The 15,437-nt window shown below is 64.2% G+C and carries 13 protein-coding genes; 6 read left to right on the top strand and 7 right to left on the bottom strand.

Annotated features, from left to right (window positions below; translation table 11 throughout):
- Positions 1–44: 44 nt before the first annotated feature.
- From C9990_RS19930 to C9990_RS19910, 5 genes are all read right to left on the bottom strand, one after another.
- Positions 45–1,457 carry an aspartate ammonia-lyase gene (locus tag C9990_RS19930; RefSeq protein ID WP_106805691.1) on the bottom strand — a complete coding sequence of 471 codons (1,413 nt, stop codon included), beginning with the start codon at positions 1,455–1,457 and terminating at the stop codon, positions 45–47.
- Positions 1,444–2,409, bottom strand: a complete 966-nt coding sequence (locus C9990_RS19925) for a LysR family transcriptional regulator (RefSeq protein WP_240435295.1) — start codon at positions 2,407–2,409, stop codon at positions 1,444–1,446. The genes C9990_RS19930 and C9990_RS19925 overlap by 14 nt, the downstream gene beginning before the upstream one ends.
- Positions 2,410–2,465: 56 nt before the next feature.
- Positions 2,466–3,836, bottom strand: a complete 1,371-nt coding sequence (locus tag C9990_RS19920; protein WP_106804411.1) for an MFS transporter — start codon at positions 3,834–3,836, stop codon at positions 2,466–2,468.
- 260 nt (positions 3,837–4,096) lie between these two features.
- Entirely contained in the window at positions 4,097–4,819 is a 723-nt protein-coding gene (locus C9990_RS19915; RefSeq protein WP_065905797.1) for a FadR/GntR family transcriptional regulator, read from the bottom strand.
- 47 nt (positions 4,820–4,866) lie between these two features.
- Positions 4,867–6,603: an IlvD/Edd family dehydratase gene (locus tag C9990_RS19910; protein ID WP_106804410.1), complete on the bottom strand. Its 1,737-nt coding sequence runs from the start codon at positions 6,601–6,603 to the stop codon at positions 4,867–4,869.
- A 192-nt stretch (positions 6,604–6,795) separates the two neighbouring features.
- Between C9990_RS19910 and C9990_RS19905 the strand changes: the two genes are divergently transcribed.
- From C9990_RS19905 to C9990_RS19885, 5 genes are read left to right on the top strand one after another with little or no spacing between them, the layout of a single operon-like run.
- Complete coding sequence (locus C9990_RS19905) at positions 6,796–8,118, top strand: MFS transporter (protein ID WP_106804409.1); 1,323 nt, start codon at positions 6,796–6,798, stop codon at positions 8,116–8,118.
- A gap of 15 nt (positions 8,119–8,133) precedes the next feature.
- Positions 8,134–9,123, top strand: a complete 990-nt coding sequence (gene araD1 / locus C9990_RS19900; protein ID WP_106804408.1) for an AraD1 family protein — start codon at positions 8,134–8,136, stop codon at positions 9,121–9,123.
- 10 nt (positions 9,124–9,133) lie between these two features.
- Positions 9,134–10,714 (top strand): aldehyde dehydrogenase (NADP(+)), encoded by a 1,581-nt coding sequence (locus tag C9990_RS19895; RefSeq protein WP_106804407.1) that lies wholly within the window; start codon positions 9,134–9,136, stop codon positions 10,712–10,714.
- A gap of 20 nt (positions 10,715–10,734) precedes the next feature.
- Complete coding sequence (locus C9990_RS19890; protein WP_106804406.1) at positions 10,735–11,598, top strand: SMP-30/gluconolactonase/LRE family protein; 864 nt, start codon at positions 10,735–10,737, stop codon at positions 11,596–11,598.
- A 37-nt stretch (positions 11,599–11,635) separates the two neighbouring features.
- Positions 11,636–12,640 carry a substrate-binding domain-containing protein gene (locus C9990_RS19885; protein WP_065905809.1) on the top strand — a complete coding sequence of 335 codons (1,005 nt, stop codon included), beginning with the start codon at positions 11,636–11,638 and terminating at the stop codon, positions 12,638–12,640.
- Positions 12,641–12,742: 102 nt separating this feature from the next.
- Here C9990_RS19885 and C9990_RS19880 read toward each other — a convergent pair whose 3' ends face one another.
- Positions 12,743–13,891: an aldose epimerase family protein gene (locus C9990_RS19880; protein WP_106804405.1), complete on the bottom strand. Its 1,149-nt coding sequence runs from the start codon at positions 13,889–13,891 to the stop codon at positions 12,743–12,745.
- Between the two features lie 137 nt (positions 13,892–14,028).
- Between C9990_RS19880 and C9990_RS19875 the strand changes: the two genes are divergently transcribed.
- Positions 14,029–14,796, top strand: coding sequence for an SDR family NAD(P)-dependent oxidoreductase (locus C9990_RS19875; RefSeq protein ID WP_106804404.1), 768 nt, complete (start codon positions 14,029–14,031; stop codon positions 14,794–14,796).
- 18 nt (positions 14,797–14,814) lie between these two features.
- Here C9990_RS19875 and C9990_RS19870 read toward each other — a convergent pair whose 3' ends face one another.
- Positions 14,815–15,417, bottom strand: a complete 603-nt coding sequence (locus C9990_RS19870; protein ID WP_065905816.1) for a glutathione S-transferase family protein — start codon at positions 15,415–15,417, stop codon at positions 14,815–14,817.
- Positions 15,418–15,437 lie beyond the last annotated feature (20 nt).

Here is a 15,437-nt window from a genome sequence, read left to right as displayed (position 1 = left end):
AAGCCTTGAGCGTAGACGCTGACGGTGTAACGGCCCAACGGGTGTCAGGCCTCGAACACCGGCCGCGAGGAGCGCTCGATTGCGGCCATGGCCTCGGCCTGGCTCATCAGCCCGGACGCTTCCAGGATCGACAGCAGTGAACGCCCCTGTGCCACCGATTGGCGTGCCAGCTGGCTGACGCGGGCGTAGCCCAGCTGCGGCACCAAGGCGGTGGCGACGGCCATCGACGCGGTCAGGTGCTGCTCGTTGCGCGACGTATCGGCGGTGATCCCGTTGATGCACTTTTCGCGAAACCGCTGGATGCCCTGGGTCAGCAGCGCAATGCTGTCGAACACGCGGGACGCCACCAGCGGCTCATAGTGGTTGATCTCCAGCTGGCCCGCCTGCACCGCCTGCGCCACTGCCGCATCGTTGCCGATCACTGCAAAGCTCAGTTGGATCATCGCCATCGGCAGTACCGGGTTGACCTTGCCGGGCATGATCGAGGAGCCGGCCTGGGCTTCGGGTAGTTTCAATTCGCCGATCCCGCCCACCGGCCCGGACGATAGCAGGGTCAGGTCCGAAGCGATCTTGGCCAAGGATGCCGAACACGTGCGCAGCTCGGCGGAGACCCGTGAAAATACATCCATGTTCTGCATGGCATCGAAGGCATTCTCCGGGGCCTGGTACTCGATGCCCGTGACCTGCACCAGATGCTGATAGACCGACGCGCGATACGCCGCCGGCGCGCCGAACCCGGTGCCAATTGCAGTGCCGCCCAGAGGCAGGGTCCGCAGTTTTTCACGCACGGCCGCCAGCTCCGCACCGAGGCGATGGGTGAGGGCGGCATACCCGGAAAACAGCTGGCCGAGGCGCATCGGCTGGGCGTCCTGCAGGCAGGTGCGGCCCAGGTGCAGGACATCGGCAAATTGCTCGGCTTTTTGGTCGAAGCGGGCGGCCAGCTGGGCCACTTCATCGATCAGCGGCCCGAGCATCGCGTGGGTGGCGATCTTCAGGGCCGCCGGGTAGACATCATTGGTCGATTGCGAGGCATTGACGTGGTCGTTGGGGTGCACCACCTCGTATGAGCCCGCCGCGTGCCCCAGCAACTGCTGCGCGCGATTGGCGATGACTTCGTTGAAGTTCATGTTGGTGGAGGTGCCGCCGGAGCCTTCCAGCAGATCGACGATCAGCGAGTCATCGCAGCGGCCGGCGATCACTTCGCCACAGGCCTGCACAATCGCCTCGCACTGCGGCTGGGCAATAACGCCGCAGCCGCGATTGGCCAGGGCGGCTGCCCACTTGCACTGGGCAAAGGCGTCGCGAAACGCCGTGTAGTGGGCGATGGTCAACGGTGACACGCTGAGGTTGTCGAACCCGCGTACCGAGTTGACCCCATACAACTTGCCGGCGGGAATGTGCACTTCACCGACGTAATCGGTTTCCAGTCGTGCAGCGGCAGCATCAAAAGTACTCACGAGCATCACCCTCTTCTATTTGAATTAACGCCTCCACCCCTGTGCCCAGGGCCTTGAGCCTGGGCAGGAAGGAATGGAGGATCACATTGCGCGCCGTTTCGCAGGCATCGGCGAAAAAGGCGCTGTATTCATCACGTCGCGCCACCAGGTACAGCGAGCGCTCCAGGTGCAGGTCCGGGGTGAGGTGCGCGGTCACTTTGTCCACCCACGAAGCAGCCTGCAGAAAACACATCGGGCTGGTGACCGCCCAGCCGATGCCCTCGGCGACCATCGAGGTCAACGCATCGGCGTTATCCAGTTCCAGGCGGTTGGGCACCCGCACATTCAGGCTGCGCAGGTGCCGCTCGATCTGCAGGCCCACCTGGGACATGCGGTTGAAGCGCACCACCGGCAGCACGTTGGCCAGCGCGCGCACATCCTCGATCGAGTTGATCTCGCTGCGCAGCTGGTTGGGCGTGATCACAAAGTATTTCTCTGAAAACAGCCGGTAGCGAATCACGTCGTTGGCGTCCATCAGCGGGTCGCTGGTGACGATCAGGTCAAGGTCGCGACGCAGCAGGGACTCGCCTTGCTGCGGGCTGAGCCCGGTGCGAATCGACAGCTGCGCCACCTTGCCCAGCAATTGCCGGGTGAACACCGAACCGCAGGTGGCGGCGAAGGAGTCCACCAGGCCGATGCGCAGGTCCGGATTGACGCCGCGCCCGGCGTCGATCACCTGGGCCTTGAGGTGGGACAACTCCTCGCTCAACACCGAACCGCGATTGCGCAAGGCCACGCCGAACGCGGTCAGGGCCAGCGGGCGGGTGGTGCGGTCGACCAGCACCACGCCCAGTTCGTCTTCCAACTGGCGCACCATCTGCGACACCCCGGACTGGGAAATACCCATGCGCGTTGCAGCGCCCGACATGCTGCCTTCCTCGGCCACCGCGATGAACACCTGGACCGCATACATGTCGATAAGCCTGTTCGCTGACATCTTCATCCTCGCTCGCTGACGCGCTTCAACGGTTACTTCGGCGTACGCCCCACGGGTGTGGACAGCGCCGGCGATAACCCTGGGTCGGTATCGGGCGTGACGCCCGACAAGTCTTCCTTGCTGGTTTCCGGTGCAAACAGGTGGCAGAACACGCCGCCGACGACCAGCACGCCGACGCACACGCCCAGCGCCGCGTGCACCCCGACTTGCTGCACCGCGACGGGCAGCAGGAAGGTCGCCACCGCCGAGCCGAAGCGGCTGGCGGCCACGGCCAGGCCGATCCCCGAGGCGCGCAGGTGGGTGGGGAACAATTCCGGCGGGTAGACAAATTCCAGGTTCACCGCGGCCGCCATCACGCAGGCAAAAAAGCCGAAGGCGAGGATGGTGCCCAGTGGGCCGAAGCCGGCGTAGGCAAGCACCGCCAGGCCGGCTGCGCTGAGGTAGAAGGTGCCGACCAGGAAGACCCGGCGCGACAGGCGGTCGATCACCAGCAGGCCGAGCAGGGCGCCGACCAGCAACAGCACGTTGTAGACCAGGCCGCCGGCAAATTTGTCCTGCACATTCAGTGCTTCCAGCACCTTGGGGGCGAAGGTGCCCAGGGCGAAGAACGGAATCACCTGGCAGGTGTAGAACACGCAACCGACCAGGGTGTTCTTGCGCCAGCGTCGGCTGAACAACTCGCCCCAGCGGCTTTGTTGTCCGCGCGTGTTGGCCTGGGCAGCCGGGGCGGGCAGGTAGACGTGCGGCCCGAACTTGCTGCGCACAATCGCCAGGGCTTCCTCGCTGCGCCCACGCGCCATCAGCCAGATGGGCGATTCCGGCACGCCCAGGCGCAGCGGGAGGATCAGCAAGGCGGGGACGCCACTGAGGGCGAGCATCAGGCGCCAGGCATCCGGGCCGATATCGCGGATCGCAAACCCGACCAGGTAGGCCGCCACATAACCCGCCGCCCAGGCCGCCGCCAGGACGCTGAGCAAGCGCCCACGGTAGCGGCGGGGGGCGAACTCGGTCACCAGGGACTTGCTCACGACATAGTCGAACCCCAGCACCAGGCCGAGCAACAGGCGCAGCGCGAGCAATTGCTCGGGGGACGTGACGAAGAACTGCGAAGCGGAAATCACCGCGAACAGCAGCATGTCCCAGGCGAAAATCGTGCGTCGGCCGAACCTGTCAGCAATCGGCCCGGCGCACAGGCTGCCCAGGAACAGCCCCGCCAGCGAGGCGGCGCCGAGCAAGCCCATCCAGAGCGCCGTCAACTGCAGCGGCCCCGCCGCCATGCTCACGGCGATGCCGATGATACCCAGCACGAACCCGTCACTGAACTGACCGCCTGTGCCGCTGAACACCGTTCGGATATGGAAGCGGCTCAGCGGAAGGTCTTCGAACGCTACTTGACCACTCATTCGTCTCTCCCCTTGCATTTTTATAGGTGTGGGATCCGGTGCCTGGGCATCGGTTGAGCAGGAGTCTAGGGCGGTCACTTCACGAAATCAGCAGACGCTTGATGAGTATCACGATAGCTGATACTGGGCGCCGGGATTCTTGAAACTCTGGCCTGCGCGGCGTTGACGGCGCGGTCGAGCGGGGGGCTTTTGGCCAGGTAAAAAGGGTGCAGATCGCTCGCGCCCTCGTTGGGGCGCGCGCGGTATCCGGAGAGGGGGGGTTAAAGCGGGGTCAGCACATTCATGACCGTGTCCAACGCCACCCGCGTGTCATCCAGCTGCACCAGCGAGGCATGCCGCGCGCCAAGTGCGTCGCGGTTCTGGATTGCGGTGAGAATCGCCTTGTGCCGAGGCAGGCTGAGGCCCTGGATATCCGGGCGGCGGTTGGTGATGTTGATCGACTCGCGCAGCGGCAAAGAGAGCATATTGCACATATAGGCGAGCAGATCGTTGCGGGTGGCGTCGGCGATGGCGCGGTGGAAGTCCAGGTCAGCCTGCAGCAGCTGTTCGTGGGTCTGCGCGGTTTCCATGCCCCGGTAGGCTTTTTCGATGGTGGCGATGTCTTCAGCGGTGGCGGTGGTCGCGGCCATGGCGGCGATTTCCGGTTCGAGAATGCGCCGCACGCCCGCCAGGGTGTTGAAGAACTCACTGTGTGGCGTGGTCTGCATCAGCCAGGACAGCACGTCCGGGTCGAGGAGGTGCCATTTCAACCGCGGCCGCACCACTGCGCCGACCCGTGGTTTGGAGTACACCAGGCCCTTGGCGCTGAGCACGCGGGTCGCCTCACGCAAGACCGACCGGCTGACCTTGTATTCCTCGCAAAGCGTGGCTTCCATGGGCAGCCGTTCTTCGGGCTTGAAGCGACCGGAAACGATGTGCATGCCCAAGTCCTGGACGATCTGGGCATGCATGCTCTTGCGCGGCTTGGACGGCTGGTGATCCATAACTGGGAAGATGCTCTGGCTAAATAGGCGGCATCATAGCATCCCAATTAGTGGGAATGCCGGGGGACTTCCGCACCTCGGCAGCCCACCAGGAAGTCAAAGTCGCAACCCTGGTCAGCCTGCAGCACATGGTCGATGTACAGCTGGCGATAGCCGCCGACGATCAGCTTCTGCGGTGGCGCCAGGTCCGCCATGCGCGCCGCCAGCTCGGCATCGGGGATGTCCAGGTGCAGGCGGCCGTTGGCGCAATCGAGTTCGATCCAGTCGCCTTCCTGCACCGTGGCCAGTGGCCCGCCGGCAGCGGCTTCCGGCGCAACGTGCAACACCACCGTGCCGTAGGCGGTGCCGCTCATGCGCGCATCGGAAATCCGCACCATGTCGGTCACGCCCTGGGCCAGCAGCTTGGCCGGCAGGCCCATGTTGCCGACCTCGGCCATGCCCGGATAACCCTTGGGCCCGCAGTTTTTCATGACCAGGATCGAGTTGGCATCCACCTCCAGCTCTGGATCGTTGATGCGCGCCTTGTACATGTCGAAGTTCTCGAACACCACCGCGCGACCCCGGTGCTGCATCAGCTCGGGGCTCGCCGCCGACGGCTTGAGCACCGCACCGAGGGGCGCCAGGTTGCCGCGCAACACGCAGATGCCGCCGTCCGCGCGGATCGGGTTGTCGAGGGTGCGGATCACTTCGTCCTGGCCGTAGATCGGCGAGTCCTTGGTGTTCTCACCGAGGGACTTGCCGTTGACGGTCAGCGCGTTCGGGTGCGGGATCAGGTTGGCTTCGCCCAGGCGGCGCAGCACCGCGGGCAGGCCGCCGGCGTAGTAGAACTCCTCCATCAGGAACCGCCCGGAAGGCTGCAGGTCGACGATGGTCGGCACGCCCCGGCCCATGCGGGTCCAGTCATCCAGGTCAAGCTCGACGCCGATGCGCCCGGCGATGGCCTTGAGGTGGATCACCGCGTTGGTCGAGCCGCCGATGGCCGCGTTGACGCGAATGGCGTTTTCAAACGCTGCCTTGGTGAGGATCTTCGACAGCTTCAAGTCTTCGCGCACCATCTCCACCGCGCGCATGCCGGACATATGCGCCAGCACATAGCGGCGCGCATCCACCGCCGGAATCGCCGCGTTGTGCGGCAGCGAAGTGCCCAGCGCCTCGGCCATGCAGGCCATGGTCGACGCGGTGCCCATGGTGTTGCAGGTGCCCGCCGACCGCGACATGCCGCCTTCGGCCGCGAGGAAATCATCCAGGGTAATGGTGCCGGCCTTGACCTGTTCGCTGAGCTGCCACACCACCGTGCCCGAGCCGATGTCCTGGCCCTTGTGCTTGCCGTTGAGCATCGGCCCGCCGGTGACCACGATGGCCGGCACGTCGCAACTGGCGGCGCCCATCAGCAGGGCGGGGGTGGTCTTGTCGCAGCCGGTCAGCAGCACCACGCCGTCGATGGGGTTGCCGCGAATCGCTTCCTCCACGTCCATGCTCGCCAGGTTGCGGGTGAGCATGGCCGTGGGGCGCAGGTTCGATTCGCCGTTGGAGAACACCGGGAATTCCACCGGGAAGCCACCGGCCTCGATCACGCCGCGTTTGACGTGCTCGGCGATCTGGCGAAAGTGCGCGTTGCACGGCGTCAGCTCCGACCAGGTGTTGCAGATACCGATGATCGGCTTGCCATGGAACTGATGGTCGGCGATGCCTTGGTTCTTCATCCAGCTGCGGTACATGAAGCCGTTTTTGTCGGCGGTACCAAACCACTGGGCAGAGCGTAGGCCGGGCTTTTTGTCAGGCATGATCGATTCTCTTATTGTATGACTATATGTTCTAGGCTGGCTTAAACATAAGCGCAAAGACCCAGCTTTGGAAGTGTTGTTTTGCAAATAGTCATACTATATAGTCGGTCCAACTGAGGTATGGCCCTGGCGGATTTTCGCGAGAGGCGTCCCCCGAGCTTCTATAAAAACAACAATCGGAGATCGACCCCCATGAGCCAGGAGCTGCGGCTTATTCGGCGCATCACGCTGAAACTGATTCCCTTCCTGATCCTGCTGTACCTGATCGCCTACGTGGACCGTTCCGCCGTGGGCTTCGCCAAGTTGCACATGGGCGCCGACGTCGGCATCGGTGACGCCGCCTATGGCCTGGGCGCGGGGTTGTTCTTCATTGGCTACTTCCTGTTCGAGATTCCCAGCAACCTGATGCTCGACCGCTTCGGTGCGCGGCGCTGGTTCGCGCGGATCATGATCACCTGGGGCACAATCACCATCGGCATGGCGTTCGTGCAAGGCCCGCACAGTTTCTATGTGATGCGTTTCCTGCTCGGCGCGGCGGAGGCGGGGTTCTTTCCGGGCGTGCTGTACTACATCACCCAGTGGTTCCCGGTGCGCCATCGCGGCAAGATCCTCGGGCTGTTCATCCTGTCCCAGCCGATTGCGATGATGATCACCGGCCCGGTGTCCGGCGGCCTGCTGGGCATGGACGGCATCCTCGGCCTGCACGGCTGGCAGTGGCTGTTCATAGTGATCGGCACCCCGGCAATCCTGCTCACCTGGCCGGTGTTGCGCTACTTGCCGGACGGCCCCCAGCAGGTCAAGTGGATGAGCGAGGACGAAAAAACCTGGCTCACCGGTGAACTGGCCAAGGACCTGCAGGCCTACGGCCAGACCCGCCATGGCAACCCGCTGCACGCGCTCAAGGACAAACGCGTGTTGCTGCTGGCGCTGTTCTACCTGCCCGTGACCCTGAGCATCTATGGCCTGGGCTTGTGGCTGCCGACCCTGATCAAGCAGTTCGGCGGCAGCGACCTGGTCACCGGTTTCATCTCGGCGGTGCCGTACATTTTCGGGATCATCGGCCTGCTGATCATCCCGCGCAGTTCCGACCGCCTGAACGACCGCTACGGCCACTTGGCGGTGCTCTACGTGCTCGGTGCCATCGGTTTGTTCTGCAGCGCCTGGCTGAGTGCGCCGGTGCTGCAAATGGCGGCACTGAGCCTGGCGGCATTCGCGCTGTTTTCCTGCACGGCGGTGTTCTGGACCTTGCCGGGGCGCTTCTTCGCCGGCGCGAGTGCAGCGGCGGGGATCGCCTTGATCAACTCCGTGGGCAACCTCGGCGGCTACATCGGCCCATTCGTGATCGGCGCGCTCAAGGAGTACACCGGCAACCTGGCGTCGGGCCTGTACTTTTTGTCCGCGGTGATGGTGTTCGGGCTGGTCTTGACCGGCGTGGTCTACCGCGTGCTGGAGCGCAAGCATGCGCTGCCCGCCGACCAGTTCGCCGCCAGTGCGCGTGGCGCCACACGTACTTAATCGAGGAGAAGCTTCATGCGTTTAGTCCAGTTCGAGTTGCACAACGGTGAGCGCCGGGTCGGCGTGGTGGAAGGCGCCAACGTGCGCGAAGTGAATACCGCGCGCAGCGTGCGTGAGCTGGCGCTGGCCGCCATCGACGCTGGCGTGGGCCTGGCGCAACAGGTGGATAGCCTGGGCCTGGGTGAGCGTTACGACTACGCCACACTGCTGGCCGACCTGAAGATTTTGCCGCCGCTGGATCATCCCGATCCCGCGCACATGCTGATCAGCGGCACCGGCCTGACTCACCTGGGCAGTGCCGCCGCACGCGACAAGATGCACCAGGCCGGCGACGAGAGCACCTTGACCGACACCATGCGCATCTTCAAATGGGGCGTGGAGGGCGGCAAGCCAGCGGTCGGCGAGGTGGGCGTGCAGCCCGAGTGGTTCTACAAGGGCGACGGCAGCATTGTCGTGCGCCCCGGCCAGGCGTTCCCGGTGCCGCCGTTTGCCGACGACGCCGGCGAAGAGCCGGAAATCGGCGGCCTCTACGTGATCGGCCCGGACCGCAAGCCTTATCGCCTGGGGTTTGCGGTGGGCAACGAGTTCTCCGACCACGTGATGGAGCGCAAGAACTACCTGTACCTCGCCCATTCCAAGCTGCGCAGTTGCAGCTTCGGTCCCGAGCTGCGCGTGGGCGAGTTGCCCCAGCACCTGGCGGGCACCAGTCGCCTGCTGCGCGACGGCGAGGTGATCTGGCAGAACGAATTCCTCAGTGGCGAAGCGAATATGTGCCACAGCCTCGACAATCTTGAATATCACCACTTCAAATACCGTCAATTCCTCACGCCGGGCGATGTGCACATTCATTTCTTCGGCACCGCCACGCTGTCATTCGCCGACGGTATACGTACCCAACCGGGCGATGTGTTCGAGATCAGCCAGGCCGAGTTCGGCGCGCCGCTGGTCAACAGTGTCGGCAGCGCCGACGCGGCATTCGAACCCGGCCACGTCATCAGTCTTTAAGGAGAGTTTCATGACCCTGTTCCTCGGCCACAACTACATCGGCGGCCAGCGCAGCGCCCTCGGCAGCATCACGCTGCAAAGCCTGGATGCAACCACCGGCGAAGCCTTGCCGCAGGATTTCTACCAGGCCACGCCGCAGGAAGTCGACGCCGCCGCCAAGGCCGCTGCGGCCGCTTACCCGGCGTACCGTGGGTTGAGTGCCGCGCGCCGCGCGCAGTTCCTGGAGGCGGTGGCCGACGAGTTGGACGCGTTGGGCGATGACTTTGTGGCGCTGGTGTGCCGTGAAACGGCATTGCCCGCTGCGCGGATCAACGGCGAACGCGGGCGGACCAGCGGGCAGATGCGCCTGTTCGCCACGGTGCTGCGTCGCGGCGATTTCTACGGCGCGCGTATCGACAAGGCCTTGCCGCAGCGCCAACCTTTGCCGCGCCCGGATTTGCGCCAGTACCGCATCGGCCTGGGTCCGGTGGCAGTGTTCGGCGCGAGCAATTTCCCCCTGGCGTTTTCCACCGCAGGCGGTGACACCGCCGCGGCTTTGGCGGCGGGATGTCCGGTGGTGTTCAAGGCCCACAGCGGGCATATGGCGACGGCCGAGCGCGTCGCCGATGCCATCCTCCGCGCGGCCGAGGCCACCGGGATGCCGGCGGGGGTGTTCAATATGATCTTCGGCGGCGGCGTCGGTGAAGCGCTGGTCAAGCACCCGGCAATCCAGGCGGTGGGCTTTACCGGCTCGCTCAAGGGCGGGCGCGCCTTGTGTGATATGGCGGCCGCGCGCCCGCAGCCGATCCCGGTGTTTGCCGAGATGTCGAGCATCAACCCGGTAATCGTGCTCCCGCAGGCGTTGCACGCCAGGGCGGACAGCATCGCCCGCGACCTGACCGCCTCGGTGGTCCAAGGCTGCGGCCAGTTCTGCACCAACCCGGGCCTGGTGATTGGCATTGCTTCGCCCGCGTTCACCGCGTTCACCCAGCAGGTCGCGCAGTTGATCGACGCTCAGCCGGCGCAAACCATGCTCAACGCCGGCACCTTGAGCAGCTACGGCAACGGCCTGGCCAAGCTCCTGGCGCACCCCGGCATTCAGCACCTGGCCGGCAGTGCCCAGGCGGGCAATCAGGCCCAGCCGCAGTTGTTCAAGGCTGATGTGCGCCTGCTGATTGACGGTGACGAAGTGCTGCAGGAAGAGGTCTTCGGCCCCACCACGGTGTTTGTCGAAGTCGCGGACCAGGCCCAACTCAGCGCCGCCCTGCAAGGCCTGCACGGCCAGCTCACCGCGACGATTATTGGCGAGCCGCACGACCTGCAACAGTTCGCCGAACTCACGCCGTTGCTGGAACAGAAGGTCGGCCGCATCCTGCTCAACGGCTACCCGACCGGCGTCGAAGTCTGCGATTCGATGGTGCACGGCGGCCCGTACCCGGCGACTTCGGACGCGCGGGGCACCTCGGTCGGCACCTTGGCCATCGAGCGTTTCCTGCGCCCGGTGTGCTTCCAGAATTACCCTGATAGCCTGCTGCCCGACGCGTTGAAAAACGCCAACCCGTTGCGTATCCAGCGCTTGGTGGATGGCACGCCATCACGCGAGTCGCTGTAAAACCCTGATCAGGAGGTTTCATGTCGTTGAGCGCAGTGACCGCGCACCGTGCGCAATTGGGCGAAGCACCGTTCTGGGATGCACCGACCCAGGCGCTGTATTGGGTCAACATCGCCGGCAAACAGGCCCTGCGCCTGATGGGCGGGCAGTTGCAGGTGTGGCAGTTGCCCGAGCATGTCTCGGCCTTTATCCCGTGTGAACGCGGCGATGCGCTGGTGACCTTGAGCAGTGGGGTCTATCGCCTCGACCTGGCCACCGAGGCCCTGACCCTGCTGTGCGTGGCCGACCCGCAAGCGGGCAACCGTGGCAATGAAGCGCGCTGTGATGCCCAGGGCCGGCTCTGGCTGGGCACCATGCAGAACAATATCGGCGAGCAGGGTGAAGACCTGCCGATCACCCGTCGCTCCGGTGGCCTGTTTCGCATCGACGCCGATGGGCAGGTCACGCCGCTGCTGCACGGCCTGGGTATTCCCAACACCTTGCTGTGGAGCGACGACGGTCGCCAGGTGCATTTTGGCGACAGCATGGACGGCACCCTGTACCGGCACGCGATCCAGGCCGATGGCCAACTCGACCTGGGCCAGGTGTGGTTCGGCCCGCACGCGCGTGGTGGGCCGGACGGCTCGGCGATGGACGTCGAAGGCTATCTCTGGAACGCCCGCTGGGACGGCAGCTGTCTGCTGCGCCTGACGCCGGACGGGCAGGTGGACCGCGTCATCGAGCTGCCGGTCAGCCGCCCGACCAGTTGCGTGTTCGGTGGCCCGGACCTGACCACGCTGTACATCACCAGCGCCGCCAGCCCCTTGGATCACCCCCTCGATGGCGCGGTACTCGCCATCGAGGTCGACGTGCCAGGCAAGCCCTGTCACCGCTTTGCCGGTTAACCCCAGACATTCAAAAACAACAACAAGGAGTCACCGTATGAATCGTCGTCGTGGTTTGCGTTCCCTGTGCTGCGCCGCTGTGGCGGTCTCGGCCCTGAGCTTGAGCGGGCTGTTGCTGGCCGCTGAAGAGGTGAAGATCGGTTTTCTGGTCAAGCAGGCTGAAGAGCCGTGGTTCCAGACCGAATGGGCCTTCGCCGAAAAAGCCGGCAAGGAACATGGCTTCACCGTGATCAAGATCGCCGTGCCCGATGGCGAGAAGACCCTCTCGGCCATCGACAGCCTGGCGGCCAACGGCGCCAAGGGCTTTGTGATCTGCCCGCCGGACGTATCACTGGGCCCGGCCATCGTCGCCAAGGCCAAGGCCAATGGCCTGAAAGTGATTGCCGTGGATGACCGCTTTGTCGATGCCAAGGGCAACTTCATGGAGGACGTGCCGTACCTCGGCATGGCGGCCTTCGAAGTCGGCCAGAAGCAGGGCGCGGCCATGGCCGCCGAGGCGAAAAAACGCGGCTGGGACTGGAAGGACACCTATGCGGTGATCAACACCTTCAATGAACTCGACACCGGCAAGAAGCGCACCGACGGCTCGGTCAAGTCTCTTGAAGATGCCGGCATGCCCAAGGATCACATCCTGTTCACCGCCGCCAAGACCCTCGACGTCCCAGGCAGCATGGACGCCACCAACTCGGCCCTGGTCAAGCTGCCCGGCGGCGCGAAAAACCTGATCATCGGCGGCATGAACGACAACACCGTGCTCGGCGGCGTGCGCGCCACCGAAAGCGCTGGCTTCAAGGCCGCCAACGTGATCGGCATCGGCATCAATGGCACCGACGCCATCGGCGAACTGAAGAAAGCCGAGAGCGGTTTCTTCGGTTCGATGCTGCCCAGCCCGCACATTGAGGGCTACAACACTGCGCTGATGATGTACGAGTGGGTGACCAAAGGCACCGAGCCGCCGAAGTACACCGCGATGGACGAGGTGACCCTGATCACCCGCGAGAACTTCAAGCAGGAGCTGGAAAAAATCGGCTTGTGGAACTGAGGCTGGGCGGCACCGTGTGACGATCAACAGTGGCAGCGGGCTGGCTTGCGCAGGCGTGGGTGACTGACACCACGCTTTCGCGAGCCGGCCCGCTCGCTGCGGTTAATCGGCGGAGAATTTGAACACGGTGTGCTGGGTATAGGTTTGCCCCGGGTCCAGGCGCGTCGAGGCAAAGCCCGGCTGGTTCGGCGCATCGGGAAAGTGCTGGGTTTCCAGGGTGAAGCCGCTCCAGTGCGCGTAGGTCTTGCCCGCTTTGCCCTTCACCGTCCCATCCAGGAAGTTGCTGGTATAGAACTGCACGCCGGGCTCGGTGGTGTACAGCTGCAGACGCCGACCCGACGCCGGGTCATGCACGTCGGCCGCCAGCTGTTTGATGTCGCCCCGGGTATCCAGCGCCCAGTTGAAGTCAAACCCGCCTTGTTTTGGCTCGGCGAACTTGAGCTGCGGGTGATCGTCCTTGAGGTGCTGGCCGATCGGCGTGGGTTTCAGGAAGTCCATCGGCGTGCCTTTGACCGGTGCCAGTTCGCCGGTGGGGATCAAGGTGGCGTTGACGGGGGTGTAGTGGCTGGCATGCAAGGTGGCGACGTGCTTGAGGATGTCACCGTTGCCGGCGCCGGCCAGGTTGAAGTAGCTGTGGTTGGTCAGGTTGAGCACCGTGGGTTTGTCGGTGGTGGCCTGGTAGTCGATGTGCAGCTCGTTGTTGTCGTTGAGGCGGTAGGTGACCTCGGTTTTCAGGTTGCCGGGAAAGCCCATTTCACCGTCCTTGGACAGGTAGCTCAGCTTCACCCCGACAGAGCCCTTGTCGTTGACTGGCTCGGCCTTCCACACGTGCTTGTCGAAACCCTGGGCGCCACCGTGCAGCGAGTTGGGGCCATCGTTGAGCGGCACCTGGTAACGCGTGCCGTCGAGTTCAAAGGTGCCCCCGGCCAGGCGGTTGCCGAAGCGCCCGATGGTCGCGCCGAAAAACGCCGTGCCGGCCTGATAGCCCTGGACGCTGTCGAAGCCGAGCACCACGTCTTCGACCTTGCCGTGTTTGTCCGGCACTTTCAGCGACTGCAGCACGCCGCCGTAGGTGATCACCGTGGCCTGCATGCCGTGGCTGTTGCGCAGTATGTACTGTTCGACGGCGGTGCCGTCGTTGGTTTTGCCGAAGGGTTTATGTTCGCTGCTGAGCCCTGCGGCCTGGGCGCCACCGCTGGCAACCAACAGGGACATGGCCAGGCCCGAGAGCAGGTATCGAGGGTGCTTCATGGTCGAACTTCCTTTTGTTGTTTTGTCGGAATAGTTCTACTAATGTGCGATATTTCGTGGTTGAGACAGCAGATTTATAGCCTTTAACCACGTATTTGCAAAATAAAATAAGACTAATTAGGCAAGGCAAGCGCGATATGAGTATCCAGCAGGCTGTTTATCCCGACCTCAGGGACAAGGTCGTACTGATCTCCGGAGGGGCTTCGGGGATTGGCGAGTCCATGGTGCGCGCCTTCGCTGCACAGGGCGCCCGGGTCGGGTTTGTCGACCGCGCCCAAAGCCAGGGCGAGCGCCTGGCGGCGCTGCTCGTTTCACAGGGGCACAGCGTCGAATTCGGCCATTGCGATATCACCGACGAGATCGCCTACAAGGCGGCCATCGCGCGTTTCGAGCACTCGCTGGGGCCGATCACCGTGCTGGTGAACAACGCGGCAAATGACGTGCGTCACACCCTGGAGGAGGTCGATTCGGCTACCTTCGACAAACTGATTTCCGTCAACCTCAAACACGCCTTTTTCGCTGCCAAGGCCGTGGTGCCGATGATGAAAGCCGCAGGCTTCGGGTCGATCATCAACCTCGGTTCGGTCGGCTGGATGATGGCCTCGGCCGGCTACCCGGTGTACGCCGCCAGCAAGGCCGCCGCGCATGGCATGACCCGCGCCCTGGCGCGCGAGCTGGGGCCGAGCCGGATTCGCGTCAACACGTTGGTGCCCGGCTGGGTGATGACCGAAAAGCAGCTGGCGATGTGGGTGGACGATGCGGCCAGGGACCTGATCAGTCGCAGCCAGTGCCTGCCGGGCAGCGTGCTGCCGGAGCATATCGCCAACATGGCGTTGTTCCTGGCCTCGGACGCGTCGGCGATGTGCTCGGCGCAGAACTTCATCGTCGACGGCGGCTGGGTCTGATGCCAGGCCCCGGAGGGCTTACTCGATCGGGTATTGCTTGAAGGCGGGATGCTGTTCCAGCCGCTCGGCGTGACGTCGCACATGGGGAAAGGCCTCCGCCTTCACCACCGACGCCACGGTGAGCTGGCTGAAAGACCAGGCCACTGCCGCCGTCAGCGAGGCCTGGGTCAGTGCCTCACTGTCGTTGTCGGCCAAGTGCTTGTCGAGCAGCGAATAGGCCGCAAGTAATTGGCCGCTGATGCGCTCAAGCCAGGGGGCATGCAGCTTCTCGGCTGGCCGCAGGTTGTGTTCATAGACGATCTGCACGCTTTTCTCGCAGGCCGCCAGCGCCAGGCCCAGCGCATGCAAGTCCCGGGCGAGTGCCGTGGGCTGCTCGGGCAGCAGCTTTTTCCCGGCCGGGGCCAGCGCTTCCAGGTAATCGAGGATCAGGTTGGAGTCCATCAACACCGTGCCGTCGTCCAGCACCAGCGTAGGGGCCTTGACCACTGGGTTGACCTGCGCAAACTCGTCGAAGGTGCGGAACACCGACAAGGATTCATGCACGAAGTCGATTCCGTACAACTCCAGGGAAATGGCCACGCGGCGAACGTAGGGCGAGTCCAGCATGCCGATCAGTTTCATTGAGCCTCCATTGCTACCAG

This window comes from Pseudomonas sp. S5D5 (assembly GCF_003013355.1).
Classification (GTDB): Bacteria; Pseudomonadota; Gammaproteobacteria; order Pseudomonadales; family Pseudomonadaceae; genus Aquipseudomonas; species Aquipseudomonas aylmerensis.
The sequence above is the reverse complement of the archived record's forward strand: the minus strand, read 5'-3'. Positions and strand labels throughout refer to the sequence as shown.

Excerpts from the sequence above, each read along its gene's own strand:
- C9990_RS19925 (WP_240435295.1), bottom strand. The coding sequence starts at position 2,409 with ATGTATGCGGTCCAGGTGTTCATCGCGGTGGCCGAGGAAGGCAGCATG.
- C9990_RS19920 (WP_106804411.1), bottom strand. The coding sequence starts at position 3,836 with ATGAGTGGTCAAGTAGCGTTCGAAGACCTTCCGCTGAGCCGCTTCCAT.
- C9990_RS19915 (WP_065905797.1), bottom strand. The coding sequence starts at position 4,819 with ATGGATCACCAGCCGTCCAAGCCGCGCAAGAGCATGCATGCCCAGATC.
- C9990_RS19910 (WP_106804410.1), bottom strand. The coding sequence starts at position 6,603 with ATGCCTGACAAAAAGCCCGGCCTACGCTCTGCCCAGTGGTTTGGTACC.
- C9990_RS19905 (WP_106804409.1), top strand. The coding sequence starts at position 6,796 with ATGAGCCAGGAGCTGCGGCTTATTCGGCGCATCACGCTGAAACTGATT.
- araD1 (WP_106804408.1), top strand. The coding sequence starts at position 8,134 with ATGCGTTTAGTCCAGTTCGAGTTGCACAACGGTGAGCGCCGGGTCGGC.
- C9990_RS19895 (WP_106804407.1), top strand. The coding sequence starts at position 9,134 with ATGACCCTGTTCCTCGGCCACAACTACATCGGCGGCCAGCGCAGCGCC.
- C9990_RS19890 (WP_106804406.1), top strand. The coding sequence starts at position 10,735 with ATGTCGTTGAGCGCAGTGACCGCGCACCGTGCGCAATTGGGCGAAGCA.
- C9990_RS19885 (WP_065905809.1), top strand. The coding sequence starts at position 11,636 with ATGAATCGTCGTCGTGGTTTGCGTTCCCTGTGCTGCGCCGCTGTGGCG.
- C9990_RS19880 (WP_106804405.1), bottom strand. The coding sequence starts at position 13,891 with ATGAAGCACCCTCGATACCTGCTCTCGGGCCTGGCCATGTCCCTGTTG.
- C9990_RS19875 (WP_106804404.1), top strand. The coding sequence starts at position 14,029 with ATGAGTATCCAGCAGGCTGTTTATCCCGACCTCAGGGACAAGGTCGTA.
- C9990_RS19870 (WP_065905816.1), bottom strand. The coding sequence starts at position 15,417 with ATGAAACTGATCGGCATGCTGGACTCGCCCTACGTTCGCCGCGTGGCC.